This window comes from Glycocaulis albus, assembly GCF_014639075.1.
In the GTDB taxonomy this organism is placed as follows: Bacteria; Pseudomonadota; Alphaproteobacteria; order Caulobacterales; family Maricaulaceae; genus Glycocaulis; species Glycocaulis albus.
On the sequence record NZ_BMFS01000001.1, the window covers coordinates 33,789 to 60,283 of the forward strand.

Consider the following 26,495-nt stretch of genomic DNA (forward strand, 5'->3'; position numbering starts at 1 on the left):
CCCGCTCTGGTGTTTCCACGGGGTCCTGGCCCCCGAGCCGGAATCCATTTGCTCGTTTCACCGGCTTTAGCCGGGGAATCCCGTCCTCCACACCACACGCACAAGCGCGCTTGCGAAGACACGCGTTCGCGGATAGTTTGCGCGCCGCCGGGAAGGGGCCGTCCGCCTTGCCCGCGCACCCGCCCGTTATACGACGTGGCAAAGCCGCTTTAGCTCAGCTGGTAGAGCAACGCATTCGTAATGCGTAGGTCGCGTGTTCGAGTCACGCAAGCGGCACCATTTTTCTCTGTCTCACGGCAATTGGCTTCGTTCAAGCTGCGGACCGGGTTTCGCGCATGAGCGCGGGCGGGCAGTCACCTTGCTGCTTCGCGGAGTGAGCCTGTTCTCACTCCACCAACCAAACCCACCCCCTTCCCCTTTATCCTTCTTCCCCTATCATCCCTCGTTGAGCGGCCCGTCAGTGGCCGGAGCGTCAGGGCATGGCCCGGCGGAAGAGATGAGGGAGGAGACGCGAATGATCGATGCGGGCAAGCTCGTATCCATGGCCGATGTGCTGCGCCAGCAGGCGCGCGAGAACGGCAAGGTGGCCGCGCAGATATTCCAGGATCGCACCACCAGCTATGGCGCGCTGGACGCCCATGCCAGCCAAGTGGCGAACGGGCTGATCGCACTGGGGTGTGAGCCGGGCACGCGCATCGGTCACTTAGGCAAGAATAGCGATTATTTCGCCGAGCTTCTCTTTGGCGCGGCCAAGGCGGCTTGCGTGCTGACGGGCGTGAACTGGCGCCTCGCCGCGCCGGAGATTGCCTATATCCTGAAAGATGCGGGCGTCACCACGCTGTTTGTGGACGCCGAATACTACCCGCTGGTGGAGAGCCTGCTGCCAGACCTGCCCGCGCTGAAAACCGTGATTGCGCTCGATGGCGGGCATGCGGCATGGAAAGGCTATGCCGGCTGGCGCGACGGGCAGCCGGACGCTGATCCGATGCTGAAGACCGACCCGAAAGAGGATGTGCTCCAGCTCTACACCTCCGGCACGACGGGCCACCCGAAGGGCGTGGTGCTCTCGCACGGCGCGTATCTCTCGCTATTCGAGCAGGGGCTGCATGACGGGTTTGTCACGTGGGAGCCGGGCGATCCGAATCTGGTGGCCATGCCCTATTTCCATGTGGCGGGCACGAACTGGGCCCTGCTGGGCTTCTATCAGGCAGCGACCAATATCATCGTAAAGGAAGTCGATCCGGTCGCCATTCTGGACCTGATCGAGCAACACAAGGTCCAGACCAGCTTCTTCGTGCCGGCGGTGATATTGTTTCTGGTGCAGGCGAGTGCGGCGAAACCCCGCGATTTCTCCTCGCTCAGGCTGGTTGCCTATGGCGCCTCGCCGATTGCGGAAGAATTGCTGCTGAAAGCAGCCAAGATTTTCGATTGCGGCTTCCTGCAATTCTACGGCCTCACCGAGACCAATGGCGCGGCGGTGCATCTGCCGCCTGCCGACCATGATCCGGCGCGCGGCAAGCTGCGCGCCGCCGGCAAGCCCAATGCCGGTATCGAGATCCGTGTCGCGGGCGAGGACGGCCAGCCGGTGGCGCAAGGCGAGGTGGGCGAGGTGTGGATACGCGGCACCAGCCTGATGACGGGCTACTGGAACCGGCCCGATGCCACATCAGAGGCGATCAATTCAGATGGCTGGTTCAAATCGGGCGATGCCGGGTATCTGGATTCTGATGGCTATCTCTTCATCCATGACCGGGTGAAGGACATGATCATTTCCGGCGGGGAGAATATCTACCCGGCGGAGGTGGAAAACGCGCTCTTCTCCCATCCGGGCGTGGCCGATGTGGCCGTGATCGGCGTGCCGGACGAGCGCTGGGGCGAGGCGGTGAAGGCGGTGGTGGTAAAGGCGCCGGGATCGGACGCGACGCAAGAAGCCCTGATCGCGCACGCGCGCGAGCGCATTGCCGCCTACAAGGTGCCCAAGAGCGTGGATTTCATCGACGCCCTGCCGCGCAACCCCACGGGCAAGATCCTCAAACGCGTGCTTCGCGAGCCGTACTGGAAGGGCCGCGACCGGGCAGTGAGCTGACGATTCCAGCTAGGGCAGAACTTCCTCGCCGGCAAAGTCAAAGCAGCGGCCTGACTGTTGCGGGGTCAGCGTGTCGATGACGTTGAGCAGGCACTCAGCGCTGTAATCGGGTGTGAACAGCCTGCCGTCGGGGACATTGCCCCGGAAGGGCTCTGACAGCGCGGTCTCGACCGTGCCGGGATGCAGGCCGACGATGAGCGCTTCGCGCCGCTTGCGGGCCAGTTCGATGGAACAGGTGCGGATGATCTGGTTGAGGGCAGCCTTGGACGCCCGGTAGGCATGCCACCCGCCCAGCCGGTTGTCGGATATGGAGCCGACGCGCGCCGACAGGGCGGCAAAGACCGATTTGCCCTCGCGCGGCAGGGCGTCCAGCAGTGCCGCCGCGACCAGGGCCGGGCCTGTCGTATTGATGGCAAACACGCGGGCCATGCTCGCCGCATCAAGATGCCGCCAGGTCTTTTCCGGGCCGAAATTTTCACCGTGCAGCACACCGCTGGCTACGATGGCGAGATGTACCGGGCCATTAGCGGCAACCGGCTCCAGCGCCGCCCTTATGCTGGCAGGGTCTTCCAGATTGATTGATCCGGCGCGGACCTTTGGGCCGTCCGGCACTTCGCCCGAACGCGACAGGGCGTGAACCTCGCCGCAGCGCGTATCAGCCGCGAGATGGCGTACAAATGCCGCGCCTATGCCGCCGGACGCGCCAACGATCACGGCACGATAATATTCAGGCAAGGAGGTGAGGGTGGTGCTCATGGCGAGAAGAGCTAGAGCACTGAGGCCTTACGAAAAGGGGGTGGACTGGCGCCTAGAGATGCAGAGCGTCGTTGGCCGCATCCTGGACCTTGCGCATCAGGCGGAAGCTCGCCGTGCGGTCCTTGCCATTGAAGAATTCGTTCTTGTCCAGGATCGTCAGGTGCGGTCCCAGCGCCTCGGCATCAACACGCGCCGATCCGGTCAGGATCAGGACCGGCGTGCCGCGCGCAATCTTCTCGGCTGTGCGCACTGTGTCGGTCGGGTCGATGGAGTCCGGCAGGCGCAGATCGACGATGATCAGATCATACTGGCGCCTGGCCAGCTTGCGTTTGGCGTCGCTCAGCGTGCGCACCACTTCCAGCTCGAACTCATAGCCGCCAGCATCGCACAGGGCCTGCTGAAGCAGCATGGCATCGGCGAAGTCGTCCTCCACATGGAGGACGCGCAAGGTCTGGGTGGCTTGGGCTACAGCGTTCATGCCGACACGCTATCGTTGCGCGCTTAGCAAAGCGTAAATTTCCGCATTATCCTGCGAGGGGATCGGCGATTGTTTCGCCGGTCCGTGCGGCGGCGGCCTTGAGCGTGTTGGCCAGCAGGACAGCAATGGTCATGGGGCCGATCCCGCCGGGCACAGGCGTGATATGGCCTGCGGCCTTTTCACTCGCCTCGAAGGCGACATCGCCGACCAGTCCTGTATCAGTGCGGTTGATGCCGACATCCAGCACGCACGCGCCCGGCTTTATCCAGTCCGCCTGCACCATTTCCGGGCGGCCCACAGCGGCAATCAGAATATCGGCCGAGCGGCAGACCGCAGGCAGATCGCGGGTGCGCGAATGGGCGAGCGTCACCGTACAGTTCTGTTCCAGGAACAGAAGCCCGGCCGGCTTGCCGACAAGGATGGAGCGCCCGATCACCACGGTGTGCAGGCCGGACAGGTCGCCCAGCGCCTGCCGGGCCAGCCAGACACAGCCCGAAGGCGTGCAGGGGCGCAGCCCGTCCGCGCCCAGCACCAGCCTGCCTGCGCTGGTGGCGGTCAGCCCGTCCACATCCTTGGCCGGATCGATCGTCTCCACCACACGCCTGGTATCGATATGGGCGGGCAGCGGCATCTGCACCAGTATGCCGTCCACGGCCGGGTCGGCATTGAGGGTTTCCACCAGAGCGACCAGATCGGCTTCAGCCAGGTCTGCGGGGCGCCGGAATTCCTGCGAGATCATGCCCGCAGCCTCTGTGCGCCTTACCTTGTTGCGTACATAGACATGGCTTGCCGGATCCTCGCCGACCAGCACCACAGCAAGGCAGGGTTTGCGCCCGATGCGTGCACTGAGCGATGCCGCCTCGCTTGCCACCGCGCTGTCGAGCGCCTGCGCGGCCAGCTTGCCGTCAATCAGGCTGGCAAGCCCTTCACGATGCCGGATGAAATCGGGTGTGCTCACCGAACGCTAGCCCAGAAGCGGAAATATCTGCCCCATGATCACCCATTCGCGCACGAAGAAGATGATCAGCAGCAGAACCAGCGGTGACAGGTCAATTCCGCCCAGCGGCGGCAGGATACGGCGGATGGGCGACAGCACCGGTTCGGTCAGCGCATTGGTGGCGCGCCAGATCGTATTGACGAACTGGTTGCGCGGATTGACGACATTGAACGCGACCAGCCAGCTCAGCACCACATTCACAAAGATTAGCAGCACCAGAATATTCAGTACCGGAATGATGAAATAGATTATCAGGGCCTGACCGAAGGTCATCGCTGTCTCCGTCTGGACGCACGCGCAAGGCGTTGCAAGGGGTGGCGTCTGTCTAGACGCGCATTGCCCTGTCACGCAAGCGCGTGGTCAGTGCCGTCCGGGTATCTCTGCGTGGTCGCGCCAGAACCGGCACACCGCGTCAGCCATCTGCTGATAACCACCCAGGCTGTCGGGCTTGCGCAAGTAAGCATTCGCCCCGGCCTCATAGGCCCTGTCGATATCGCCTGGCTGGCTTGACGACGAGAACACGATGATGGGGACCAGTTCAGGGTCCTCGCGTTCGCGAAGCGCCTCGATGACCTCGTGGCCGGACAGGCCCGGCATGTTCAGATCGAGCAGCATGACATCGAACCGGCTGGAACGAAGCGCATCAAGGGCGGCCTGCCCGCCGGGCACGTGCATCAGATTGGCACCCTTCATGTCGGCGAAGGCGCGCTTGGTCAGAAAGGCGTCGCTCTCATCATCCTCGACGAGCAGGAGACGGATACTGTTCGCCATTGTCTTCCCCTTCGGGCCCCGCTGGCTTACGAGGTGACGCCGCCGGCCGGTAACGAACCCGCTGCCGGCAGGGTCAGGCAGAAGCGTGCGCCGTGAAGGTGGGTTTCGTCCAGCCAAATTTCGCCGCCATGGCTCTCGACGATCTCCCGGCAGAAGGCCAGGCCCACCCCCATACCCTGATAACGGGTGTTGTCATGCAGCCTTTTCATCATCTGGAAAATCGTCTCGGCGTGCGCCGGATCGATCCCGATTCCATTGTCTGTAATGGAAACCGCGACCATGCCGTCATCACCCTGCGCGGCATTTATCGTGATCACCGGCGGCAGGGCGGAACGGTATTTTATCGCGTTGGAAACCAGATTCTGAAAAAGCTGGGTCAAAAGCACCGGATCGCCCTCAACGTGCGGTAAATCCCCAAACTCCAGCGATGCGCCGCTGGCCTGTATGTCGTCTTCCAGCGCCGACATCACGCCGGTAATGACACGCCGCAATTCCAGTGCCTCGGTCTTTGGTGGCCGGTTCACCAGCTGGGCATATTCCTGCAGGACAGCGATCAGGGTCTGGGCACGCAGCGCGCCCTCGCGCACCTTGGCCAGATGCTTCTGGCCGTCGGCGCTCATCGCATCGGCCTCTTCCTGCTCGAGAAGCTGGGAGAATATCTGGATGTGACGCAAGGGGGCCTGCAGATCGTGCGCGGCGGCTGCCGCAAACTGGCGCAAGGCCGTATTGGCCCGTTCAAGGTCGCGCGTGCGCTGGCGGACGCGATGTTCCAGCTGGCCCGTCACGGCCATCAGCCGGGCTTCCGCCTCGTCGCGGCGCCCGATCTCGGCCTGCAAGGCATGGTTGGATCGTTGCAGCTGTATGTTTGACGGCATGGCCAGCGCGCGCGGCAATAACGGCCACAATGCAAGGGCGGTAGCCACGGATACGGCTGCCGTGGCCGCTTTCAGCACGCCCTCGAACTGATAGTGCGGGTTCCATACCGTCCAGATGGAGAAAAGATGCGTCATGCCGCACAGAAGGATGAAGGCCACGAACAGCCACATTACCGGGCGGTAGACCAGGTCGGGCCTGCGTATCGAGAAAATGGCCAGCGCTGCGGGAATGGAGAAATAGGACAGCGCGATCAGCGCATCGGACAGCACATGCGTCCACAATATGGACGGCTCCCACAGATAGCACATGCCGTGGGGCATGAAGCCGTGCGTTGATAGCGAATGCGTCATGGGTTCCATGCGCTTCGGGCCTCCCCTGCTTAGCCGGCACTATCTATGCGGCAGGACGGGCGTCAAGCGGGCCACCGGCGATTTCGACGGCTGCTCCATCATGTGCTTGACAAGATACGTGGCCGGGCACTACCTCCCTGACCTCTTCGCGAAGTGGGGCCGTAGCTCAGTTGGGAGAGCGCGTCGTTCGCAATGACGAGGTCAGCGGTTCGATCCCGCTCGGCTCCACCATTTTTCCAGGTTTTCCTCCGCGTTCGCCCGGCCGGTCCTAGCTGACGCTGCCGGCGCGTGATTGCGGTTTCAAACTCCGCAGTTCCGGCGCTGCGCCGCCGGCGCCATTTATCCAGACGTCCGAAAAAGTTCCGGATCGGCAGACATTTGCAGCTGCCGGTACCGGGTATGGGGCGCTAATGTGGCCGCGCCCCGTCAAGACGGCACCAATAAGGCAGCCTGTTCGCGCACCGGGCACCGCCGATGGGAGCGCCGTATTACAAAAATTCAATACGTTAACCGGTGCCCAGAGCTTCACATGAACCGGAGGTGAACGCCATCTGACTGTATTTGTTGGCCTTTTATGGCCTCATTCAGGATTAATTTTCAGCAAACTCCGCCCCTACCCCTAAAACCTGCCGGGCAGATCCCCGGCATCGGACGAGCGGGGCGGGGATGGACTGGTTTTCTCTTCTAGAGGCGGCGGCAGGCCTGGTTGGGGGCTTGGGTGACTGGTTCACCGATCCTGTAACACGCGAAAGCCTGGGCGAGGCCGTGCGCATCTACTGGACGGTTCTGTCCTGGGCGACGGTCTATGCGGCGCTGGTGATCTTTGTCTCTTCCATCGATGACACGTTTCTGGACCTCTATTACTGGGTGCTGACGGCGCAGAACCTTGTCTTGCGGCCCTTCCGGCGCATTCCCTCGGTCGAAAAGCTGCGTGCCATGCCCGAAAAGCGGCTGGCCATACTGATCCCTGCCTGGCAGGAGGCCGATGTGATTGCCCGGATGGTGGATCACACCATTCAGGAGCTGGACTATACCGCCTACGACATCTTTATCGGGGTATATCCCAATGATGCGGACACGATCCGCGAGGCCGACGCGCTGGTGGCCCGTCACGGCAATGTCTACCGCGCCAATGTCGGCCATCCCGGCCCGACCTCGAAAGCCGACTGCCTGAACTGGATCATCCAGAACGCGATCGCCCGTGAGCTGCAGACCGGCAGGCGCTATGACGCCTTTGTCATGCATGACAGCGAGGACGTGATTCATCCCCTGTCCTTCAAGGTGATGAATGCCTGGCTGGACCGCGCCGACATGGTGCAATTGCCGGTCCTGTCGATGCCGCGTGCCTGGAACGCGCTGGTGGCAGGCCACTATATGGACGAGTTTGCCGAATGGCATACCAAGGATCTCGTCGTTCGCTCCCACATGACCGCGCAAGTGCCCTCTGCCGGCGTGGCAACTGCGCTGTCGCGCCGCGTCATCGACCTTCTCAATGCCGAACGCGAGAACCTGCCCTTCAATACCGACAGCCTGACCGAGGATTATGATATCGGCCACCGGCTCTATGAGGCCGGGTTCAAGTCCGCCTTTGTGCGCTATTTTGCGCGGGTCAGGTTGACGACGCCCAAAGGCAGGCGCCGCACGCGGGTGGAGCTCGTGTGCACGCGTGAATTTTTCCCCGACGCGATGACGGTGTCGGTAAAGCAGAAATCACGCTGGATGCTGGGCATTTCCTACATGGGCTGGCGGCAGCTGGGATGGGTCGGCCCGCTCGTCCACCGCTATTTCCTTTATCGCGACCGCAAAGCCATCTGGACCGCGCCGACGGGCATGCTGGCCTACTTCATCACCCTCCAGTGGGCGTTGTACTGGCTTGTCTCGGCCGCCATTCCCGAAGCCGGTGGCCTGCCGCCGCTGATCGACCCCAAAAGCTGGGTCTGGTCGATCGTGCTGATCAATTTCTGGTTTCTGGTGAACCGGCTCGTCCACCGGATGATCTTCACCGGCATCACGCACGGGTTCAAATACCTGGTAATGGTGCCGGTGCGCATGGTGGTGGGCAACTATATCGGCTTTCTGGCGGCCGCACGCGCCAACCGGCGCTGGATCGTCCACCGCGTGACCGGTGTGGCGATCACCTGGGACAAGACGATGCACTCCTATCCCTCGCCGGAGGAGATACGCCGCACCCAGTCCAGCTTTGCCTCGCACGAGCGGCCCGTGGCGGCGCGCCCCGCCTTGCCGGAGACCCTGACCGCCGGGCTTGCCGCTTCGGTGCCGGCTGCGCCCCGTCCAGCCCTGCCTGCGCCATCGCAAACACCCTTCATTTTTGATCTGGACAGACGCGCCGGTGCGCTCATGGAAAGAGCGCCAGCCCCGCCGCCCATGCCTGTTCCGGCTCGTATAGCGGAGACCCTTTCATGACCCACACCCGTAAACGCCTGACGCGCTTCCGGTTCAACTCGGCCATTGGCCTGCTTGCTGCCGGCCTGTTGCTTGAATCCGGGGTGGATGTCGACCGGGCGGTATCTGCCTTTGCCACTGATTCCGGCCAGCTTGCCTGCGGCTATGAGCATTTGCGCCAGCAGGCCGTCGCGGCTGGCACGGCGCAAGGCTGGATGATGGCCGGCGATTGTGCGGCGACGCTGGGCGACCCGGCGACCGCGCTGGAAGCCTATCTCTACGCGCACACGATTGGCGGCATGAATGCGGACGAGACCATCTATGTGCTGCGCTCAATCGGCTTTCAGGCAGAAGCGGCCGGTGATCTGAACCGTTCGCGCTGGGCCTGGGTGGAGGCGGCCGGCCTGTCGCAATCGCCCGGCGACCGGCTGCGGGCGGCGCGGGCCCTCCGGCTGGCGGGAGAGACGGGCGCCGCGCGCGCGCGGCTGGCTGCGCTTGACGAGACGGGATTCCAGGGCGGTGAGCTGGCACTGCTTTACGAGGAGCGTGCGCGCGTGATCTCCGCTGAACAGCCCCGTGAGGCAGCGATGTGGATGGACCGCGCGATTGCCATCGAGCCGGCGGCCTTCCGGCATTTCGACAAGGGCCTGTGGCTGCAGGCAGCCGGCGATGATGCCGGGGCGCTGATCGCGCTGGAGGCGGCCTACGCGGCAGACCCGCTGAGCCGGGACATCGCGCTGGCCAATGCCTATGCCTACCGGCGTGCCGGGCGCCATGAGGATGCGGCGCTGATCTTTGCCGATGTGGCAGGGCGCGAGCAGCTCAATCTCGGCGTACGCGAGGAAGAAGGCTATGCGCGCGCCGCCGCCGGACAGCGCAGCGCCGCGGCGGCCGCTTTTCGTGATGCGATTGACCGGCACGCCGCCGCGGGGACGGGCGATGATGACCCGGTGCGGCTCTACCGGTTGCGCCGTGAGGTCGAGACGCTTGAACGCACGACCTATTTCACGGGCTATCTGACCTGGCGCGATGACGCGGCTTTTAGCGGATTCACCCTGCCCGAACAGGGCAGTTTTGAAAGCCAGATCGGCGCCGAGGCGGGCTGGCGGCCAGAGGGGCTCTACCGGGCCGGGCGCGGGGTCACGCTCTATGGCCGCGCCTATCAGAGCCTTGATGCCGGATCGCTCTCGCGTGCCGATGACACACTCCAGCTTGGCCTTGGCGCGCGCTGGAAGCCCATTGCCGGCCATGATTTCAACCTCGCTGCAGAACGTCTGATCGCAGGCGGTGATCTGGCGCGCGATGCCTGGCTGTTGCGGGCGTCTTATGGATGGACACAAGGCGGAGACTGGAATCCGGTTGCGGATCGCTGGGTCTATACCAGCCTCTATGGCGATCTGGCCTGGATCCCGGATGATCCGCAGTTCACGTCGGCCTATGCCTCTGTGCGCCACGGGCTTCGCTTCCGCACGGGCGAGGGCTGGGCTGTGACACCCTATGTCACGGCTGTCGGCCAGATTTCCGATGACAGCCTTGCCACGCGCGAACGGCTGGAGGCCGGCGCCGGTGTGATGGTTTCGCGCTGGTTCGGTGAGGATCAGTACCGCGCGTATCGTCACCGGGTCGATTTCGAACTGGAATACCGGGCGGGCATGGGTGACACGCCCGGCCATAGTGTCATCGGGCGCGTGGTGGTCAATTTCTGAGCCGATAGACTCTCTGCAGGCAAAGGACGGCCCGATTTCACTGGAAGACCAGGGCTGAGAGGCGTATAACCCCTGCCGGTTTATGGTTAGCGGCACAGGCAGGGCATGGCGCTTCTCGCTTCCATACAGGCAGGCAGTATTGTCAAGACGGTGGCGGGCGCGGTGCTGGTCGCGGCGGGGCTTACCGTGTCCGGCCAGGTTGCCGAGGAATATGCCTTGCGTGAGCGGGCCTATGCGCTCGCCGGAAGCGGGCAGTGCCGCGCAGCACACAGCGCCTTTGCCGAGCTGGCCCGGTCCAGCGGGGATGTGCGCGACTGGCTGGCAGCAGCGACCTGCGCGATAGAGGCCGGTGACCATGACCGCGCGGTCACGGCGCTGCAGGCCGTGCTGGCCGAGCGTCATGTTCTCACCACGGATGAGCAGATTTTTGCGCTACGCAGTTATGGCTATCGCGCCGAAGCTGCCGGTGACGGAGCCGGTGCACGCCAGGCCTGGCGCGATGCCGCTGCCCTGTCAGGGGCAGCGCAAGACCGGCTGATGGCCGCCCGCGCGGCCCGTCTTGCCGGTGACCGTGCAACGGCGCACGCGGAGTTGGCCGCTCTCAGCCCGGGCGCATTACCGGCGCAGTTCGCCGCCATCTGGCATGATGAGCAGGCCAGCCATGCCCGCCTTGCCGGACGCAATCGCGAAGCGCTGGCCCATATCGAGCAGGCGATTACCGTAGAAGACACGCCATGGCGCCGCTATGAGCAGGGCGTGGTGATGACCGCGCTGGGCCTGCACCGGTCAGCTGCGGAGGCGTTGATGCTCGCGCACGAGGGCGCGCCGGACAATGCCAGCATCCTTGTCTCGCTGGCCTATGCCAGCCGGGCCAGCGGCGAGACGGCTTCCGCGTACGATTACTACCGGCAGGCAGTCCGTCTTGATCCCGGCCTGTCGCGCCTCAGTGCTGATTTTCCGCCTGAAAACAGCCGCTCCTGACGCCCGCCTGCCAACCGCTTGTTTACCGGTGACAGGCTAGGCTTGCGCTTATGGATACCCTGTTTGCGACACTTCTGGCATCTGCCGCCCTTGCGCTATCGGCCCCGCCGCCCGCGGAAGAAGAAAGCGCTGCGCCTGCAGTGTCGGAGCGCATTCTCTCGACATCGCCAAGCTATGTCCGCATGGAGCCGGTATCGGCTTCGGTGCGGGCCGGCGCCTATATGGGCGGCGTTCTGGAGGTTCAGTTTGCGCTGGATATTCCAGATGAGGCGCTGCGCGAGCAGGCCCGGGCCAGCACGCTGCGCCTGCGTGATGGTTATGTCACGGCGCTGACCAGCTATGGCGGGCTTGGCTACCGGGCCGGTGACGTGCCTGATTTCGTGCGCATTACGCGCCTGTTGCAGCAATCCACGGACAGGACGCTCGGCGCGCGCGGCGCGGAGGTCCTGATCCGTTCGATTGCGCTGCACGAGCCATAGGCTCGCCTCGGGGCGGTAATTACGAGCGCGGGACGATGGTGAAGGTGACGGTCTCGCCGGTCGTGTTCTCGCCTTCCCAGCTATCGCCGAGGCTGAGGCCCTCCTGGATCGGCTGGCAATTGGTCTCGCCGGTGGCGCGGCTGGTGCACAGCTCGTCGCCCTGGACCTCCCAGGTTCCGGAAATGCCGACATCGCTGGAATAGGTGCCGTCCTCGCTCAGCATCACCGTATAGGTGACGCTGTCGGACTGGACCTGAAGCGCATGTTCAAGCAGCGCATCGACAGAGGCGCCGTGATCGTCGGCGCCAAGAAGTGCCAGGCTGGCGGCAAGCATGGTCAGCATGAATAGATCTCCCTTGTGTTGCCCATGCCCCGTTGTGACGACGGGGCCGTCTGGCCCCGTTCCGGCATGGTTAACGCCAGCTTAACCAAAGCCCGGCTCAGGCGGAAGCGGCATCATTGATGAATCTGGCCATTTCGACGTCCAGCGCGCTGACGCCATCGCAGTCATGGGTCGTCAGGACGATTTCTACCTTGTTGTAAACATTGAACCATTCCGGATGATGATCCATCTTGTCGGCTTTCAGGGCGACGCGCGTCATGAAACCGAAGGCGGCATTGAAATCATCAAACTTGACCGTACGGGTGATGGCGTCGCGGCTTCCTTCTGCCTTGGTCCAGCCGTCCACCTGCTTCAGGGCGGCATCAGCGCCGATCTTTTGCGGGGCCATGATCATTCTCCTTTGCCGTTTACCGAAAAAAGACTCATCGCGGGCATAGTCGGTTCCGGTGAAACAAGAAAGGAGGCGGCAGACATGACCCGCTTTCTCGTATCCGAAACCAATCCTGGCGGGCGCAAGCTTGAGGATATCCTCATCCAGCTGCGTGCTGAGGTGCTGACGCGTTCGACGAAAATCTCCGAGGACACACGGCCCGAGGCCCTGCACGTCATGGCCAATAACATGAAGGTGCTGGAGCATCTGTCCGCAGCGATCGAGCTGGCACAGGACTCAACCCATCTTCTGGACCGTGCCTTTGGCCCGTCGGAAGCGGCCCATGGCGGTCCGCCGCGTATCGGTGTGGCCTAAGGCGCACTGCACTTCACGTTCTGCTTGAACTGAACGGCTCAAGCGGCCAGCCTTGCTGAACTCGCACCGTTCAGCATCAGGGCCGCGCCATGACTTCCTTCCAGTTCAGAACCGTTCCCCACATTGTATCCGCGCCCGGCGCCGCGCCGGAGCTGGCCCGTCATGCCGCTCCCGCCCTGAAAGGCGCCAGACGCCTGCTGGTGGTGACCGACAAGGGCGTGATGGGGCTTGGCCTTCTCAACAGTGCGCTGGAAGGGCTGAAAGCGGACGGTTTCCAGGTCCACGTCTATGACAAGGTGGTCGCCGACCCGCCTGAAAGCGTCATCGAGGAAGCCGTCACCGAGGGACGCGGATTCGGGGCCGAGGCCGTGATCGGCTTTGGCGGGGGCAGCCCGATGGACACCGCCAAGGTGGTCGCGCTCCTTCTGGGCTCTGACCAGCCGCTCGCCGACATGTATGGCATGGACCGGGTCAAGGGCCCGCGCCTGCCGCTCATCCTTATCCCGACCACGGCCGGTACCGGCTCCGAGGTCACCAGCGTCGCCGTCATCACCACCGGCGCCACGTCCAAGCGCGGCATTGCCGCTGCGCCGCTCTATGCTGACATGGCCGTGCTGGACGCCGATCTGACGCTGGGGCTGCCCAAGCATATCACGGCGGCGACCGGCATTGACGCCATGGTGCATGCCATCGAGGCGTTTACCGGCAAGCGCTTTAAAAACCCGGTCTCTGACGCGCTGGCGCTGGCAGCGCTCAGAATGCTCCACGCCAATCTGGAGCGCGTGTGCCAGGACGGATCGGACCGGGAGGCGCGCGCGGGCATGCTGCTGGGTGCCATGCTGGCCGGTCAGGCCTTCTCCAACTCGCCCGTCGGCGGTGTGCATGCCATGGCCTATCCGCTCGGCGGCATGTTCCATGTGCCGCACGGGCTGTCGAACTCGGTTGTCCTGCCGCCCGTCCTGCGTTTCAACGCCAGTGCTGCCGAGCCCCTCTATGCGGAGATTGCGGGCCATATCGGCTTGCATGCCAGCTCAGCCGGACTGATCGAAGAGATGGAGCGCATCGCCGACGCGGTAGGCATAGAGCGGCGCCTGTCACAGCTCGGCATCAGCCATAATGATATTCCCGCCATGGCCGAGGATGTGGCGGCCAATGACCGGCTATTGCCCAATAATCCGCGGCCCATGGCCTATGGCGATATCGTTGCCATGTATGAGGAAATCCTGTGAGCGGGCGCGAACCACCTGCCCGGCGTCCGGGCTATGGCGCGTTCGAGCGTATCGAGACGCGCTGGGCCGATAATGATGTCTACGGCCATATCAACAATGTCACCTATTACGCCTATTTCGACACGGCGGTTAACCGCTGGCTGGTCAAGGCGGGCCTGCTGGACATTGCCGCTGGAGACCCTATCGGCCTCGTGGTGGAGACCGGCTGCCGCTATCACGCGCCGGCGGCCTTCCCCGACCGGCTGGAGGCGGGCATACGCGTGGGGCGGCTCGGCAATTCCTCGGTGCGCTACGAGATCGCCATTTTCCATGAAGGCGGGGAGGAGGCCATCGCCGAGGGCCATTTCACCCATGTCTATGTGGACCGCAAAACCCGCCGCCCGGTCTCACTGCCCGATAGCTGGCGCAAGGCGCTGGAAAAGCTGGCGGGCTAGCGCCCGAAGCCTTTGTGAGGACAGCCCCTAGTAGCCGAAATGCGAAAGGATAAGCGGGACGGCAACGACAAGCAGGATCGGCCCGGTGATCAATCCGGCAATTAATGCGCGGGCCATCCAGTCCGGTCTGGCCGATGGTTCTGTGCCGGTACCGGCGATCAGCCTAAGCGCCTGATGGGTGCTGCCCGCCGCTGACGCGCGCTCAGCCAATTTCGTCAGCCCTTCAAGCGCGCCGTGTCCGCCACCTGCTGACTGCACCACAAGCTTGCGTGCAGCCCAGCGTTCCGGGCTTTCGTGACGCAGCTGGCGAGCTGACAGCCAGGCCATGCTCACGATCAGCATGAGCGGAAAAATGACCATTAGTCCGGCAACGAATGCGCTGAAGAACCCGTTCGAGACACCCGCACCGAACACGGCGGTTGCAAGCACGATGGCCATGCTGAATCCGGTCTGGAACCAGAAGCTGCCGAAGAGCCGCCGCATGGGCAGGGACACAAACCGCCCGGCCTCGTCTTCCGCGGCCCGGATAACACCGGCGCCGAAACCCGCCTTGGCCAGGACAGCCTTCTCCTTGTCCGTCAGGCTCATGCCCGTCTCCCTCGGTGCCATCATGGCGAACCGGTCAACGTGTTTCCAGCCTCACCCTTCCAGCGGATATTCCGCCTCGATCTCGTAGGCGTTTGGGCCGCGGCCACGGGCGTGGCTGGAATAGAGGTAGAAGCGATCCGCCAGAAAAGGTTGTGACTTCCACAAGTTCAGCCGCTCTTCAAATTTCTGCACCCGCTGAATCTCGGCCATGTTGAGATAGGCGACCGTCAGGTGCGGCGTGTAGCTGCGCTTCTCCATCTCCATGCCGGCCTTGATCCCGGTGCGGTGGCACTGGCGGGCGAGGCGTTCGAGCGGTTCACCGCCCTCGACACCCAGCCAGAGCTGGGTGGGGCTCGCCTTGCCGAAATGGCCGGTACCTTTCAGGCGCAGCTCGAACGGGGCAATGCGTATGAGCGATAACTCATGATCGAGCTCCGCGATCACGTCTTCGGGCCACTCGCCATAGAAGGCGAGGGTGATGTGGAAGTTTTCCTCCGGGCGCCATTTCGCACCCGGCACGCCCTTCAGGAGCGGCGTCACCCGCTCGGCGATCTCGTCAGGAATGGGAAGGGCGGCGAAGATACGTAAGGCCATGAGGCAAAGACCGCCATATTTCAGGCGTGGGGGTCAAGCCAGCCGCCTACCCCATTGCATTTGACCCTTGGGGGGCGTATAAGCGCGCTCATCAGGTTCGATGTGCCGGATGGCACTATCGGGCGGCTCTCACCGGGGGCCGCCTTTTTCATTGCCTATTCGGGCTGTTTGCCGCTTCGGAGCCGTCTTTGAGAACACGCAGCCGACACGATGAGATGATCGCCGTGCTCGCCGACCCGGTCGCTGAGGCGATGGGCTACGAGATCGTGCGCATCCGCGTGCTGTCGGGAAAGCGCCAGACCGTGCAGATCATGGCGGAAAAGGCCGATGGCACGATGGATGTGGAAGATTGCGCGCGCCTGTCGCGGGCCCTCTCCGATGTGTTTGAAACGAACGATCCGATTTCCGGCGAATATGTGCTGGAAGTGTCCTCGCCCGGCATTGACCGCCCGCTGACCATGCTCGCCCACTTTGAACGCTGGGAAGGGTTTGAAGCCAAGATCGAGCTCGACCGGCTGGTGGAGAACCGCAAGCGGTTTCGCGGCGTTCTGGCCGGGATCGAGGACGGCAATGTGCTCATTGATCTTGATGGCGAGGAAGAAACCGCCGTCCTGCCGTTTGACTGGATTGCCGAGGCCCGGCTGGTTCTCACCGATGCGCTGATCGCCGAATCCCTTAAAGGGCGTGGCGGAGAAGCCCCGGTCTGGACGGACGGAGCCGAGACCGTGACTGAAGACACCCAAACCGACAAAACCTCAAAGACCAACAGATAACAGGATACTCATCATGGCCATCGGGGTCAGTGCCAACAGGCTGGAACTTCTGCAGATCGCCCGCGCCGTCGCGCAGGAAAAGATGATTGATGAGCCGCTGGTGCTCGCCGCCATCGAGGAAGCGATCCAGAAGGCCGCGCGCTCGCGCTATGGCAGCGAGCTCGATATCCGCTGCTCGATCCATCCCAAGACCGGCGAGATGAAGCTGACGCGCCACACCACGGTGGTCGAGGAAGTCGAGAACGACTCCCAGGAAATCAGCCTGGAGGAAGCGAAAAAGATCGACCCGAATGCGGAAATCGGCACGGTGTTCGAGGAAGAACTGCCCCCGATCGAGTTCGGCCGCGTCGCCTCCCAGACTGCCAAGCAGGTGATCACGCAGAAAGTGCGCGAGGCCGAGCGCGAACGTCAGTACGAAGAATACAAGGACCGTATCGGCGAAATCATCAACGGCATCGTCAAGCGCGTCGAATACGGCAATGCGATTATCGATCTGGGCAAGGCCGAGGGCATTATCCGGCGCAATGACGCCATTCCGCGCGAGGCGCTGCAGCCCAATGACCGCGTGCGCGCCTATATCTATGATGTGCGCCCCGAAGTGCGCGGGCCGCAGATTTTCCTGTCGCGCGCGCACCCGGATTTCATGGCCGCCCTGTTCTCGCAGGAAGTGCCGGAAGTCTATGAAGGCATTATCGAGATCCCGCGTGTCGCGCGCGATCCGGGCAGCCGGGCGAAGATCGCCGTCATCTCCAATGACAGCTCTATCGACCCTGTGGGCGCGTGCGTCGGCATGCGCGGCAGCCGCGTGCAGGCGGTCGTCAACGAGCTGGCGGGCGAGAAGATCGACATCATTCCGTGGAATCCCGATCCGGCCACCTTCATCGTCAACGCCCTGCAGCCGGCGGAAGTTGCCAAGGTGGTGCTCGATGAGGAAAGCCAGCGTATCGAGGTTGTGGTGCCTGATGACCAGCTATCGCTGGCCATTGGCCGCCGGGGCCAGAATGTGCGCCTTGCCAGCCAGCTGACCGGCTGGTCGATCGACATACTGACCGAGGTCGAGGAGAGTGAGCGTCGGCAGAAAGAGTTTACCGAGCGCACGGCCCTCTTCATCGAAGCCCTTGATGTTGACGAGGTCATTGCCCAGCTTCTGGCAACGGAAGGCTTCACCGATGTCGAGGATCTGGCCTTTGTGGAGCTGGACGAGATCGCCGTCATTGAAGGCTTTGACGACGAGACGGCCGAGGAAATCCAGACCCGCGCACGCGAGTTCCTTGACAAGCAGGCCGCCGAGCAGGATGCCCGCCGCAAGGAGCTGGGCGTGGACGACGCCATTCTGGAGATTGACGGCGTCACGCTGCCGATGGCGGTGAAGTTCGGCGAGAACGAGGTGTTCTCGGTTGACGATCTGGCCGGCATGACGCCGGATGACTTGCGCGGCTGGTACGAGACCCGTGATGGCGAACGCGTGCGCGAGCCGGGCATTCTCGATGGCTTTGATATCGAGGCCGCCGATGCCGAGCGCCTGATCATGAAGGCCCGTGTGGCGGCCGGCTGGATTTCCGAAGAGGATATTCCGGCGGAGGAGCCCGAAGAGGCCGAAGCCGGCGCAGATGCGGACGGTGTTGACGAGGCCGTCGAGGACGCGCTGGCCGAAGACGGCGAGTTCGATCTGGCCGCTCTCGAGGCGGAAGCGGAGCGTCTGGGCGTGGACCTTGAAACCCTCATCAATGCCGGTGAGGAGAGCGAAACGGCGGAGGAAGACGAGAACAAGTGAGCCGCGGCGCACGGGAAACCCGCGTGAAGACGCCCCGGGAGAGGCGCTGCATCGCGAGTGGCGAGACCGCTCACGAGGCCAGTCTGATCCGCGTGGCGGTCAGCCCGGAAGGGCTGGTGGTGCCGGACATTTCGGCCAGGCTTCCCGGGCGCGGTGCCTGGATCAGCGCGAGCCGGGAGGCGGTGGCCACCGCCATGAGGCGCAAGGCCTTCCAGCGGGCGTTCGAAGGGCCGGTGACGGTACCCGAAGGGCTTGCTGATGAGATCGAGAGACAGCTTGCCGCACGGGCATTGTCGATACTGGGTCTCGCAAGGCGCGCAGGACGGCTCGCAATGGGGTATGATGGCGCCAGAGGTGCCATTACCGCATCGCCCCCGCCGGCCTGGCGTATCGAGGCCAGCGACGGTGCGACGGACGGCCGGCGCAAGCTGGACCAGCTTGCGCACGGCGCGGCGCCAGGTGTGCCGGTGGTGATGTACTTCAGCGCTGCCGAACTTGGTGCAGCGCTCGGGCGCTCCGGTGTGGTGCATCTGGTGCTGTCACCGGGACCGGAGGCCGAGGCGTTCGGTGTGTTGATGGGCAAGCTGGCCGGTTTCCGTGCCATGGGCCCGCAATTGCCGGATGGACCGGCAAGAGAGAGTTGAAACGGCAGGCAGGACCGCTAGGTTAGCGGGCCTTTCGCCAGAGCCGGATGGACAGGGCAGTAGGCATTGCTGCGGCGCAGTGCTTCGACAGGCCTTTTTATGCAGAGCCGCGATGAAAGACGTTTATGAGCGACGCTGACGAACGCAATCCTTCGGGCCGCAAGCCCCTCACCCTCGGCGCACGTACCGGATCGGGCACCGTGCAGCAGAGCTTTGCGCGCGGCCGCTCCAAGGCGGTTGTGGTTGAGAAGAAGCGCAAGCGGATCGCGCCGGGCGCTGCCGGTGCGCCTGCGGGCAAGGATGCCGCCCCCGCGCAGGGCAAGCCTGCTGCCAGCGATGCCGACAAGGCGCGCGCGGCGCTGGCCGCCAAGGCCAAACAGCTCGGGCTGTCTGAAGAAGAGCTGATCCGGCGCCAGCGGGCGATCGCCCGCGCCCGCGCCGAGGCTGAGGAACGCGACGCCAAGAAGAAGGCTGAAGAGGCCGAACTTGCCCGCAAGGCCGAGGAAGACCGCAAGGCGCTCGAAGACCAGCGCAAGCGCGAGGAGGCCGCCCGCAAGGAGGCCGAGGCCCGCAAGAAGGCCGAGGCGCAGCGTGTGGCAGCTCCCGACCCGGCTGACATTCCCGTTCCTGTTGATCCCGATACGGCCAAGCCCCAGCGCAAGGTCCTGGACAAGGACGCCCGTGCCAAGGATGAGGCCCGCGGCGGCGATGGCGACGATGATGACGGGCGGGCCAAGAAGAAGCTGGCACCGGCGGCCAAGGCTGCGCCATCACGGTCCAAGGATTCCGGTGAGCGCCGCCACAAGGGGCGCCTTACCATCCAGAATCTTGTCGAGGATGATGAAGGGCGCCAGCGTTCGCTGGCTTCCATGCGCCGCGCCCGCGAGCGCGAGAAGCAGCGCCGCACGCAAGGCGGGGCCGAGCGCGAGAAGGTTGCGCGCGACGTTGTCGTGCCTGAAAGCATCACGGTGCAGGAGCTGGCCAACCGGATGGCGGAACGCGCCGCCGATGTGGTGAAATTCCTGATGAAGCAGGGCCAGATGGTCCGCGCCGTCGACTTCCTGGATGCCGATGATGCCGAGCTGATCGTCGAGGAGTTCGGCCACCGCGTGAAACGGGTGTCCGATGCCGATGTGGAAGAAGGCTTTATCTCTGCCGATGACCCGGAAGACACCAAGCAGCCGCGCCCGCCGGTCGTGACGATCATGGGCCATGTCGACCACGGCAAGACCTCGCTGCTCGATGCGCTGCGCTCCACGGACGTGGCAGGCGGCGAAGCGGGCGGCATCACCCAGCATATCGGCGCCTATCAGGTACAGCTGAAATCCGGCGACAAGATCACCTTCCTGGACACGCCCGGCCACGCCGCCTTCTCGGCGATGCGCGCGCGCGGTGCGCAGGCCACCGACATCGTGATCCTGGTCGTGGCGGCTGATGACGGTGTGATGCCGCAGACGGCGGAGGCGATCAATCACGCCAAGGCGGCCGGTGTGCCGATGATCGTGGCGGTGAACAAGATCGACAAGCCCGACGCGACGCCCGACAAGGTGCTCAACGAGCTGCTTCAACATGAGATCGTGACCGAATCCATGGGCGGTGACGTCCAGTTCGTTCCGGTGTCGGCTTTGAAGAAGACCGGTCTTGATGAGCTGACCGACGCGATCACGCTTCAGGCCGAAATGCTCGAGCTGAAGGCTAATCCGGACCGTTCAGCCGAAGGCATTGTCATCGAGAGCCAGATCGACAAGGGCCGCGGCCCGGTTGCGACCGTGCTGGTCAAGCGCGGCACGCTGAAACGCGCCGACATCGTTGTCGCGGGCGTGCAGTGGGGCAAGGTGCGTGCGCTGACCAATGAGCGCGGCCAGCAGATGAGCGAGGCAGGTCCTTCGCTTCCGGCCGAGATTCTTGGCCTTGATGGCGCGCCGGAGCCGGGCGAAGCCTTCTCGGTTGTCGAGAACGAGGCACGCGCCCGCGAGATCGTCGATTACCGCATGCGCCAGCGCCGCGACAAATCGGCCGGCACGGGCGGTGGCGGCACCTCGCTGGAACAGATGATGGCCCGCCTGCAGCAGAATGAGGTCCAGGAACTGCCCGTTCTCATCAAGGCGGACGTGCAGGGCTCTGCCGAGGCGCTGACCGGCGCGCTGGAAAAAGTGGGCAATGAAGAAGTGCGCGCCCGCGTCATCCACGCGGCTCCGGGCGGTGTGTCGGAGGCCGATGTGCAGCTGGCCAAGGCCTCCGGGGCTCCGATCTTTGCTTTCAACGTGCGTGCCAACAAGCAGGCGCGGGACCTCGCCGAGGCTGAAAAGGTCGAGATTCGCTACTACTCGATCATCTATGATGTGATCGATGACGTGAAGAAGACGCTGGAAGGCCTTCTGGCGCCGGAGAAGCGCGAAACCTTCATCGGCTATGCCGAAATTCTGGAAGTCTTCAATATCACGAAGCTCGGCAAGGTGGCCGGTTGCCGCGTGACCGAGGGTGTGGTGCGCCGCGGCTGTGGTGTGCGCCTGCTGCGCAACGATACCGTCATCCATGAGGGCGAGCTGTCCACGCTCAAGCGCTTCAAGGACGAGGTCAGTGAAGTGCGTGCCGGGACCGAGTGCGGCATGGGCTTTGTCGGCTATCAGGACCTGCAGAAAGGCGACCAGATCGAGTGCTTCACCGTCGAGGAGATCGAGCGCAAGCTCTGACACCGGCCGGGCCTGAGTTGAGCCTAACCAAACCCCGGCTGGGAACAGCCGGGGTTTTTCAATGCCGGGGCTTTCACGGCCAGCCGGACCCCGTCTTCAGGGAACGCAGGCCCGCCGGGCCGTGTTGAAGCCTGACTGCCCGCAGAACACAGAGGAAACCCGCATGAACGCCTCGCTTGCCTTCCCCATTGTCATGGTCGTGATCGCCGGCGCGGCGGTGGCAACCCAGCCGGCCTTCAATGCCCAGCTTGCCGCCGTGCTGGGCTCGCCATTGCGCGCCGCACTGGTGAATTTCAGTGCCGGGGCGCTTGTCATGCTGGGTGTGGTGAGCGTTTTCGTACTGAGAAACGGTCTGCCGAGCCGGGAGACCCTGGCCTCGGTCCCGCCCCATCTGTGGATTGCCGGCGGGGCGCTGGGCGCGCTGTTTGTGACAACCGCCATGTGGGCGACCCCGAAAATCGGGGTGGGCGCATTCTTTGCGGTCCTGATTGCCGCCCAGCTGATCGCGGCGCTGGCCATGGATCATTTCGGGCTTCTGGGCCTTGATGTGCGCCCGGCCAATCTGGTGCGTATCGGCGGTGTGCTCCTTCTCGTCGCCGGTGCCATCATGGTGGTGCGCGGCTGACCGGCTTGCCAGCGCCCCTGCAAGCGCGTATCACCCGCCCCCTTTCCACGGGCGTCCCGGTTCAATCCCGGCCCGTCCTGCGCGGAAACGAGGTAATTGCCCATGAAAGCCCAGTCACAAAGGCAGTTGCGCGCCGGCGAGCTTGTCCGCCGCGCGCTGGCCGACATCATTGCCGAAGGCGCCATCCATGATCCGGCGGTAGCCGGTGTGCCGGTGACCGTAACAGAGGCCCGTATGAGCCCGGATTTGCGTCATGCGACCGTGTTCGTCGCGGCCATGGGCCAGACGGACCGGGTGAAGCTGGCAAAGGCGCTCGATCACGCGGCCGGCTATCTCCAGCGCGAGCTCGCCCGCCGGATCGATCTGCGCTTCACCCCGAAGCTGCGCTTTGAACCCGATGACCGGTTCGACGAAGCCGCTCATGTGGACGAAGTGCTCTCGCGCCCTCATGTGAAACGCGATCTGGACTGAACCGGCATGGCACGCAGGAAAAAGGGAAATCCGGTCGATGGCTGGGTCTTGCTGGACAAGCCGGCTGAAATGACCTCCACGCAGGCTGTGTCCGCCGTGCGGCGCATTTTCGATGCCCGCAAGGCCGGTCACGCCGGTACGCTGGACCCGCTGGCGACGGGGCTTTTGCCCATTGCGCTGGGCGAGGCCACCAAAACGGTGCCGTTCGCGCAGGACGGGATGAAGACCTACCGCTTCACCATTCGCTGGGGTGTTTCCACCGACACGCTGGACGCGGAAGGCGAGGAGACGGCAGCAAGCGATGTGCGCCCTGAGCGTGAGGCCATAGAGGCCGTGCTGGGACGCTTTACCGGCGAGATCGACCAGATACCACCTGCCTTCTCGGCGATCCGTGTCGATGGCGAGCGGGCCTATGATCTGGCCCGTGCCGGTGAGATTGTGGAGCTGGACGCGCGCACGGTGCGCATTGATGATGTGCGCCTGCTTGATACGCCGACAGCAGACCTTGCCGTGCTGGAAATGGTCTGCGGCAAGGGGACGTATGTACGCTCTCTGGTGCGCGACATCGCCGCCGCGCTGGGCGCCGAGGGCCATGTCGCGGCATTGCGCCGGGTGGCGGTCGGGCCGTTCGATATTGCCGATGCCATCACGCTTGCCGGTCTTGAAGCCCTGAAGGCCGAGGCCCGCGAGGCGCAAGCGCTCGAGCCGCTGCACGCAGCGGCGAGTGAGCTGCCCGTGCTGGAGGTTACACCCGATCAGGTGGCGTATCTGAGACAGGGGCGGGCCATAGTGGTGCCGCCTCGCCGGGTGGAGGCGCTGCGGGCGCTACGCTGCGAACGCTGGATAGGCGACCGGGACTGTTCGCGCTCGGTGCTGGCGATGGATGGCGACGAACCGGTGGCCATTGGCGACCTTCAGGCGGGCAAGCTCTCACCCTGGCGCGTATTTGTGCCGGCTGGCACCTGAGCCTCGCGCCGATGTGAGCGTGAAATGGCCTTGCACGCCTTGCTATCGGCACACTTTGCGTCCATAAGCACCGCGCATGACTGCCGACCTTGCTGGACGGTGCCCTGGCAAGGCCGGAATTGATCGGCACTGAGGAGATGACGAATGTCAATCACTGCAGAGCGCAAGGCTGCGCTCATCAAGGAATATGCCCGTGAGGCCAACGACACCGGTTCGCCGGAAGTCCAGGTGGCCGTGCTCTCCGAGCGCATCGCCAACCTCACCGAGCATTTCAAGACTCACAAGAAGGACAATCACTCGCGCCGGGGCCTGCTCAAGCTCGTCTCCCAGCGCCGCCGCCTTCTTGATTATCTGGCCCGTATTGACGAACCGCGTTACCGGGTCCTGATCGCAAAGCTGGGCCTGCGCCGCTAGGCTCTGCTTCCCTTCAACGCCGGTCACCCCTGGTGACCGGCGTTTCCTTAAGGGCCGTGATGGTCATGGCCCTGTCCGTACGTACGAGAGAACATGTTCAATATTCAAAAAGAGACGATCGAATGGGCTGGACGCCAGCTCACCATTGAAACCGGCCGCATGGCCCGCCAGGCGACCGGATCGGTTCTGGTCACTTACGGCGACACAAGCGTGCTCGCGACCGCCGTGGCGATGAAACAGGTCAAGGACGGGATCGACTTCTTCCCGCTGACCGTGAACTACCAGGAAAAATACTTCGCAGCCGGCAAGATCCCCGGTGGCTTCTTCAAGCGCGAAGGCCGTCCGACCGACAAGGAGACGCTGACCTCGCGCCTCATCGACCGGCCGATCCGCCCGCTCTTCCCCAAAGGCTTCAAGAACGACACCCAGGTCATGCTGACCGTCCTGTCGCACGACATGGAAAACGATCCCGATATCGTGGCCATGGTCGGCGCGTCGGCGGCGCTGGTGCTGTCGGGCCTGCCCTTCCTCGGTCCCATCGGCGCGGCGCGCGTGGGTTACAAGGATGGCGGCTATGTCATCAACCCGACCATTGACGAGATGAAAGAGTCCGAGCTCGACCTCGTCGTTGCCGGTACCGGCGACGCCGTGATGATGGTCGAGTCCGAAGCCAAGGAACTGACCGAAGAGGTCATGCTCGGCGCCGTGATGGCCGGCCACGAGGCCTTCCAGCCCGTGATCGACATGATCATCCGCCTGGCGGAAAAAGCGGCGAAGGAGCCGTGGGACTTCGTGCCGGAAGACCATTCCGAGCTGGAAGCGAAAGTTCAAAAGCTTGTCGGCAAGGAGATTGCCAAAGCCTACACCATCAAGGACAAGACCGAGCGCTATGCTGCGGTTGGCGCCGCGAAGGAAAAGGCCATTGCCGAGCTTGCCCTGTCGGAAACCAATCCGGACGGTGTCGATCCGGCGGTGCTCAAGGGCGTGCTGAAAGATGTGGAAGCGTCTGTCGTGCGCGGCGGCATCATCAAGACCGGCAAGCGCATCGATGGCCGCAAGCTGGACGATGTGCGCCAGATCGTGTCGGAAGTCGGTATCCTGCCGCGCACGCACGGCTCTGCGCTCTTCACCCGCGGTGAAACCCAGGCCCTCGTCGTTGCCACGCTCGGCACCGGCGAAGACGAGCAGATGATCGATGATCTGACGGGGATGTATAAGGAGCGCTTCATGCTCCACTACAACTTCCCGCCCTACTCGGTCGGTGAAACCTCGTTCCGCCTGGCTCCGGGCCGCCGCGAGATCGGCCATGGCAAGCTGGCCTGGCGGGCCATGCGCGCGGTGCTGCCGGGTGCGGAAGACTTCCCTTACACGATCCGTCTGGTCTCGGAGATCACCGAGTCCAATGGCTCGTCCTCGATGGCAACGGTGTGTGGTTCATCCCTCGCGCTGATGGATGCCGGTGTGCCGATCAAGCGTCCGGTTTCGGGCATCGCGATGGGCCTGATCAAGGACCCTGAAGGCATCGCCGTCCTCTCTGACATTCTCGGAGACGAGGACCATCTGGGCGATATGGACTTCAAGGTGGCGGGTACCGAAGTGGGTATCACCTCGCTGCAGATGGACATCAAGATCGCCGGCATCACGAAAGAGATCATGGAAACCGCGCTGAGCCAGGCTCATGCCGGTCGCGCCTATATTCTCAACGAGATGAACAAGGCGCTTACCGGTGCCCGCGGCGAGCTCGCCGAGACCGCGCCGCGCATTGAGCAGATGAAAATTCCGGTCGACAAGATCCGGGACGTCATCGGCACGGGCGGCAAGGTGATCCGCGAAATCGTGGAGAAAACCGGCGCCAAGGTGAATGTCGAGGACGATGGCACGATCAAGATCGCCTCGTCGGACGGCGCATCCATCAAGGCGGCCCGCGACTGGATCCACTCGCTCACGGCCGAGCCGGAGCAGGGCGCGATCTATCAGGGCAAGGTGGTCAAGGTGATGGACTTTGGCGCCTTCGTGAACTTCTTCGGCGCGCGTGACGGGCTGGTGCACGTCTCGCAACTCAAAGCCGAGCGCGTCAATCACCCCAACGATGTCGTCAAGGAAGGCGACCTTGTATGGGTGAAGCTGATGGGCTTTGACGATCGCGGGAAGGTCAAACTTTCCATGAAGGTCGTTGATCAGGACACGGGTGAGGAAATCGCCGCTGAAGGCGACGCAGCGTAAGCTTCGTTCCCTTGCCTGACATGAAAAACCCCGGACGGTAACGTCCGGGGTTTTTTTGTTGCTGAAAACCAGTCCTGTGGTGGTTGACCCTCTGAT

General features: G+C 63.7%; 27 protein-coding genes and 2 tRNA genes. 19 read left to right on the top strand and 10 right to left on the bottom strand.

Annotation, left to right across the window (positions count from 1 at the left end):
- The first annotated feature begins 203 nt into the window (after positions 1-203).
- Positions 204-279: transfer RNA gene (locus IEV75_RS00165), tRNA-Thr, on the top strand.
- Between the two features lie 235 nt (positions 280-514).
- A complete protein-coding gene (locus IEV75_RS00170; RefSeq protein WP_188450531.1) occupies positions 515-2,086 on the top strand; it encodes a long-chain-fatty-acid--CoA ligase in 1,572 nt (523 codons plus the stop codon).
- Between the two features lie 9 nt (positions 2,087-2,095).
- Here the strand turns inward: IEV75_RS00170 and IEV75_RS00175 are convergent, their stop codons facing one another.
- From IEV75_RS00175 to IEV75_RS00200, 6 genes are all read right to left on the bottom strand, one after another.
- Positions 2,096-2,842, bottom strand: coding sequence for an SDR family NAD(P)-dependent oxidoreductase (locus IEV75_RS00175; RefSeq protein ID WP_188450532.1), 747 nt, complete (start codon positions 2,840-2,842; stop codon positions 2,096-2,098).
- A 52-nt stretch (positions 2,843-2,894) separates the two neighbouring features.
- Entirely contained in the window at positions 2,895-3,320 is a 426-nt protein-coding gene (locus tag IEV75_RS00180; RefSeq protein ID WP_188450533.1) for a response regulator, read from the bottom strand.
- 46 nt (positions 3,321-3,366) lie between these two features.
- On the bottom strand, positions 3,367-4,278 hold the full coding sequence (locus IEV75_RS00185) for a bifunctional 5,10-methylenetetrahydrofolate dehydrogenase/5,10-methenyltetrahydrofolate cyclohydrolase (RefSeq protein ID WP_233351694.1): 912 nt from the start codon (positions 4,276-4,278) through the stop codon (positions 3,367-3,369).
- Positions 4,279-4,284: 6 nt separating this feature from the next.
- Positions 4,285-4,590, bottom strand: coding sequence for a YggT family protein (locus IEV75_RS00190; protein WP_127569118.1), 306 nt, complete (start codon positions 4,588-4,590; stop codon positions 4,285-4,287).
- Between the two features lie 87 nt (positions 4,591-4,677).
- Positions 4,678-5,088, bottom strand: coding sequence for a response regulator (locus tag IEV75_RS00195; protein WP_188450534.1), 411 nt, complete (start codon positions 5,086-5,088; stop codon positions 4,678-4,680).
- Between the two features lie 26 nt (positions 5,089-5,114).
- Positions 5,115-6,323 carry a sensor histidine kinase gene (locus tag IEV75_RS00200; RefSeq protein WP_188450535.1) on the bottom strand — a complete coding sequence of 403 codons (1,209 nt, stop codon included), beginning with the start codon at positions 6,321-6,323 and terminating at the stop codon, positions 5,115-5,117.
- A 146-nt stretch (positions 6,324-6,469) separates the two neighbouring features.
- Here IEV75_RS00200 and IEV75_RS00205 point away from each other — a divergent pair.
- The 5 genes from IEV75_RS00205 to IEV75_RS00225 all read left to right on the top strand — a co-directional run bounded on the left by IEV75_RS00205 (position 6,470) and on the right by IEV75_RS00225 (position 11,883).
- Positions 6,470-6,545: transfer RNA gene (locus IEV75_RS00205), tRNA-Ala, on the top strand.
- A gap of 435 nt (positions 6,546-6,980) precedes the next feature.
- Positions 6,981-8,738 (top strand): glycosyl transferase family protein, encoded by a 1,758-nt coding sequence (locus IEV75_RS00210; protein WP_188450536.1) that lies wholly within the window; start codon positions 6,981-6,983, stop codon positions 8,736-8,738.
- Positions 8,735-10,423, top strand: coding sequence for an NfrA family protein (locus IEV75_RS00215; RefSeq protein WP_188450537.1), 1,689 nt, complete (start codon positions 8,735-8,737; stop codon positions 10,421-10,423). Before IEV75_RS00210 ends, IEV75_RS00215 begins: the two co-directional genes overlap by 4 nt.
- A 105-nt stretch (positions 10,424-10,528) precedes the next feature.
- Positions 10,529-11,404, top strand: a complete 876-nt coding sequence (locus IEV75_RS00220) for a tetratricopeptide repeat protein (protein WP_188450538.1) — start codon at positions 10,529-10,531, stop codon at positions 11,402-11,404.
- Positions 11,405-11,454: 50 nt separating this feature from the next.
- Positions 11,455-11,883, top strand: a complete 429-nt coding sequence (locus IEV75_RS00225) for a hypothetical protein (protein ID WP_188450539.1) — start codon at positions 11,455-11,457, stop codon at positions 11,881-11,883.
- Between the two features lie 19 nt (positions 11,884-11,902).
- On the opposite strand, the gene IEV75_RS00230 is transcribed toward IEV75_RS00225, so the two are convergent.
- Together IEV75_RS00230 and IEV75_RS00235 are read right to left on the bottom strand one after the other, a co-directional pair.
- A complete protein-coding gene (locus IEV75_RS00230; RefSeq protein WP_188450540.1) occupies positions 11,903-12,226 on the bottom strand; it encodes a hypothetical protein in 324 nt (107 codons plus the stop codon).
- 97 nt (positions 12,227-12,323) lie between these two features.
- Positions 12,324-12,614, bottom strand: coding sequence for a 4a-hydroxytetrahydrobiopterin dehydratase (locus IEV75_RS00235; RefSeq protein ID WP_188450541.1), 291 nt, complete (start codon positions 12,612-12,614; stop codon positions 12,324-12,326).
- Positions 12,615-12,698: 84 nt separating this feature from the next.
- On the opposite strand from IEV75_RS00235, the gene IEV75_RS00240 reads away from it, so the two are divergent.
- The 3 genes from IEV75_RS00240 (at position 12,699) to IEV75_RS00250 (ending at position 14,634) form a co-directional block, all read left to right on the top strand.
- Complete coding sequence (locus IEV75_RS00240) at positions 12,699-12,971, top strand: histidine kinase (RefSeq protein ID WP_188450542.1); 273 nt, start codon at positions 12,699-12,701, stop codon at positions 12,969-12,971.
- 89 nt (positions 12,972-13,060) lie between these two features.
- On the top strand, positions 13,061-14,200 hold the full coding sequence (locus tag IEV75_RS00245; protein ID WP_188450543.1) for an iron-containing alcohol dehydrogenase: 1,140 nt from the start codon (positions 13,061-13,063) through the stop codon (positions 14,198-14,200).
- Entirely contained in the window at positions 14,197-14,634 is a 438-nt protein-coding gene (locus IEV75_RS00250; protein WP_188450544.1) for an acyl-CoA thioesterase, read from the top strand. Before IEV75_RS00245 ends, IEV75_RS00250 begins: the two co-directional genes overlap by 4 nt.
- Before the next feature lie 27 nt (positions 14,635-14,661).
- Here IEV75_RS00250 and IEV75_RS00255 read toward each other — a convergent pair whose 3' ends face one another.
- Entirely contained in the window at positions 14,662-15,222 is a 561-nt protein-coding gene (locus IEV75_RS00255) for a hypothetical protein (protein WP_188450545.1), read from the bottom strand.
- 51 nt (positions 15,223-15,273) lie between these two features.
- Positions 15,274-15,816 (bottom strand): RNA 2',3'-cyclic phosphodiesterase, encoded by a 543-nt coding sequence (gene thpR / locus IEV75_RS00260; protein ID WP_188450546.1) that lies wholly within the window; start codon positions 15,814-15,816, stop codon positions 15,274-15,276.
- A gap of 164 nt (positions 15,817-15,980) precedes the next feature.
- Between thpR and rimP the strand changes: the two genes are divergently transcribed.
- From rimP to pnp, 9 genes are all read left to right on the top strand, one after another.
- The gene (gene rimP / locus IEV75_RS00265) at positions 15,981-16,589 is read left to right on the top strand and encodes a ribosome maturation factor RimP (RefSeq protein ID WP_373290493.1); all 609 of its coding nucleotides are present in this window, start codon (positions 15,981-15,983) and stop codon (positions 16,587-16,589) included.
- Positions 16,590-16,602: 13 nt separating this feature from the next.
- Positions 16,603-18,363, top strand: a complete 1,761-nt coding sequence (gene nusA / locus IEV75_RS00270) for a transcription termination factor NusA (RefSeq protein ID WP_188450548.1) — start codon at positions 16,603-16,605, stop codon at positions 18,361-18,363.
- On the top strand, positions 18,360-19,007 hold the full coding sequence (locus IEV75_RS00275; protein ID WP_188450549.1) for an RNA-binding protein: 648 nt from the start codon (positions 18,360-18,362) through the stop codon (positions 19,005-19,007). Before nusA ends, IEV75_RS00275 begins: the two co-directional genes overlap by 4 nt.
- 125 nt (positions 19,008-19,132) lie before the next feature.
- The gene (infB, locus tag IEV75_RS00280; protein WP_188450550.1) at positions 19,133-21,700 is read left to right on the top strand and encodes a translation initiation factor IF-2; all 2,568 of its coding nucleotides are present in this window, start codon (positions 19,133-19,135) and stop codon (positions 21,698-21,700) included.
- A gap of 163 nt (positions 21,701-21,863) precedes the next feature.
- Positions 21,864-22,325, top strand: coding sequence for a DMT family transporter (locus IEV75_RS00285; protein WP_188450551.1), 462 nt, complete (start codon positions 21,864-21,866; stop codon positions 22,323-22,325).
- Positions 22,326-22,427: 102 nt separating this feature from the next.
- Positions 22,428-22,796, top strand: a complete 369-nt coding sequence (gene rbfA, locus IEV75_RS00290; RefSeq protein WP_188450552.1) for a 30S ribosome-binding factor RbfA — start codon at positions 22,428-22,430, stop codon at positions 22,794-22,796.
- Positions 22,797-22,802: 6 nt separating this feature from the next.
- Positions 22,803-23,762, top strand: a complete 960-nt coding sequence (gene truB / locus IEV75_RS00295; RefSeq protein WP_188450553.1) for a tRNA pseudouridine(55) synthase TruB — start codon at positions 22,803-22,805, stop codon at positions 23,760-23,762.
- Between the two features lie 144 nt (positions 23,763-23,906).
- A complete protein-coding gene (gene rpsO, locus IEV75_RS00300) occupies positions 23,907-24,176 on the top strand; it encodes a 30S ribosomal protein S15 (protein ID WP_188450554.1) in 270 nt (89 codons plus the stop codon).
- A 93-nt stretch (positions 24,177-24,269) separates the two neighbouring features.
- Positions 24,270-26,399, top strand: a complete 2,130-nt coding sequence (gene pnp, locus IEV75_RS00305) for a polyribonucleotide nucleotidyltransferase (RefSeq protein ID WP_188450555.1) — start codon at positions 24,270-24,272, stop codon at positions 26,397-26,399.
- The last annotated feature ends 96 nt before the right edge of the window (positions 26,400-26,495 follow it).

What these genes read in the sequence shown, in the direction of transcription:
- IEV75_RS00200 (WP_188450535.1), bottom strand. Translation starts at nt 6,323, where the DNA reads ATGGAACCCATGACGCATTCGCTATCAACGCACGGCTTCATGCCCCAC.
- rpsO (WP_188450554.1), top strand. Translation starts at nt 23,907, where the DNA reads ATGTCAATCACTGCAGAGCGCAAGGCTGCGCTCATCAAGGAATATGCC.
- IEV75_RS00245 (WP_188450543.1), top strand. Translation starts at nt 13,061, where the DNA reads ATGACTTCCTTCCAGTTCAGAACCGTTCCCCACATTGTATCCGCGCCC.
- IEV75_RS00170 (WP_188450531.1), top strand. Translation starts at nt 515, where the DNA reads ATGATCGATGCGGGCAAGCTCGTATCCATGGCCGATGTGCTGCGCCAG.
- truB (WP_188450553.1), top strand. Translation starts at nt 22,803, where the DNA reads ATGGCACGCAGGAAAAAGGGAAATCCGGTCGATGGCTGGGTCTTGCTG.
- rbfA (WP_188450552.1), top strand. Translation starts at nt 22,428, where the DNA reads ATGAAAGCCCAGTCACAAAGGCAGTTGCGCGCCGGCGAGCTTGTCCGC.
- IEV75_RS00190 (WP_127569118.1), bottom strand. Translation starts at nt 4,590, where the DNA reads ATGACCTTCGGTCAGGCCCTGATAATCTATTTCATCATTCCGGTACTG.
- IEV75_RS00180 (WP_188450533.1), bottom strand. Translation starts at nt 3,320, where the DNA reads ATGAACGCTGTAGCCCAAGCCACCCAGACCTTGCGCGTCCTCCATGTG.
- IEV75_RS00220 (WP_188450538.1), top strand. Translation starts at nt 10,529, where the DNA reads ATGGCGCTTCTCGCTTCCATACAGGCAGGCAGTATTGTCAAGACGGTG.
- pnp (WP_188450555.1), top strand. Translation starts at nt 24,270, where the DNA reads ATGTTCAATATTCAAAAAGAGACGATCGAATGGGCTGGACGCCAGCTC.
- IEV75_RS00215 (WP_188450537.1), top strand. Translation starts at nt 8,735, where the DNA reads ATGACCCACACCCGTAAACGCCTGACGCGCTTCCGGTTCAACTCGGCC.
- IEV75_RS00255 (WP_188450545.1), bottom strand. Translation starts at nt 15,222, where the DNA reads ATGAGCCTGACGGACAAGGAGAAGGCTGTCCTGGCCAAGGCGGGTTTC.
- IEV75_RS00210 (WP_188450536.1), top strand. Translation starts at nt 6,981, where the DNA reads ATGGACTGGTTTTCTCTTCTAGAGGCGGCGGCAGGCCTGGTTGGGGGC.
- IEV75_RS00230 (WP_188450540.1), bottom strand. Translation starts at nt 12,226, where the DNA reads ATGCTGACCATGCTTGCCGCCAGCCTGGCACTTCTTGGCGCCGACGAT.
- IEV75_RS00235 (WP_188450541.1), bottom strand. Translation starts at nt 12,614, where the DNA reads ATGGCCCCGCAAAAGATCGGCGCTGATGCCGCCCTGAAGCAGGTGGAC.
- IEV75_RS00225 (WP_188450539.1), top strand. Translation starts at nt 11,455, where the DNA reads ATGGATACCCTGTTTGCGACACTTCTGGCATCTGCCGCCCTTGCGCTA.
- nusA (WP_188450548.1), top strand. Translation starts at nt 16,603, where the DNA reads ATGGCCATCGGGGTCAGTGCCAACAGGCTGGAACTTCTGCAGATCGCC.
- IEV75_RS00195 (WP_188450534.1), bottom strand. Translation starts at nt 5,088, where the DNA reads ATGGCGAACAGTATCCGTCTCCTGCTCGTCGAGGATGATGAGAGCGAC.
- IEV75_RS00240 (WP_188450542.1), top strand. Translation starts at nt 12,699, where the DNA reads ATGACCCGCTTTCTCGTATCCGAAACCAATCCTGGCGGGCGCAAGCTT.
- thpR (WP_188450546.1), bottom strand. Translation starts at nt 15,816, where the DNA reads ATGGCCTTACGTATCTTCGCCGCCCTTCCCATTCCTGACGAGATCGCC.
- IEV75_RS00285 (WP_188450551.1), top strand. Translation starts at nt 21,864, where the DNA reads ATGAACGCCTCGCTTGCCTTCCCCATTGTCATGGTCGTGATCGCCGGC.
- IEV75_RS00175 (WP_188450532.1), bottom strand. Translation starts at nt 2,842, where the DNA reads ATGAGCACCACCCTCACCTCCTTGCCTGAATATTATCGTGCCGTGATC.
- infB (WP_188450550.1), top strand. Translation starts at nt 19,133, where the DNA reads ATGAGCGACGCTGACGAACGCAATCCTTCGGGCCGCAAGCCCCTCACC.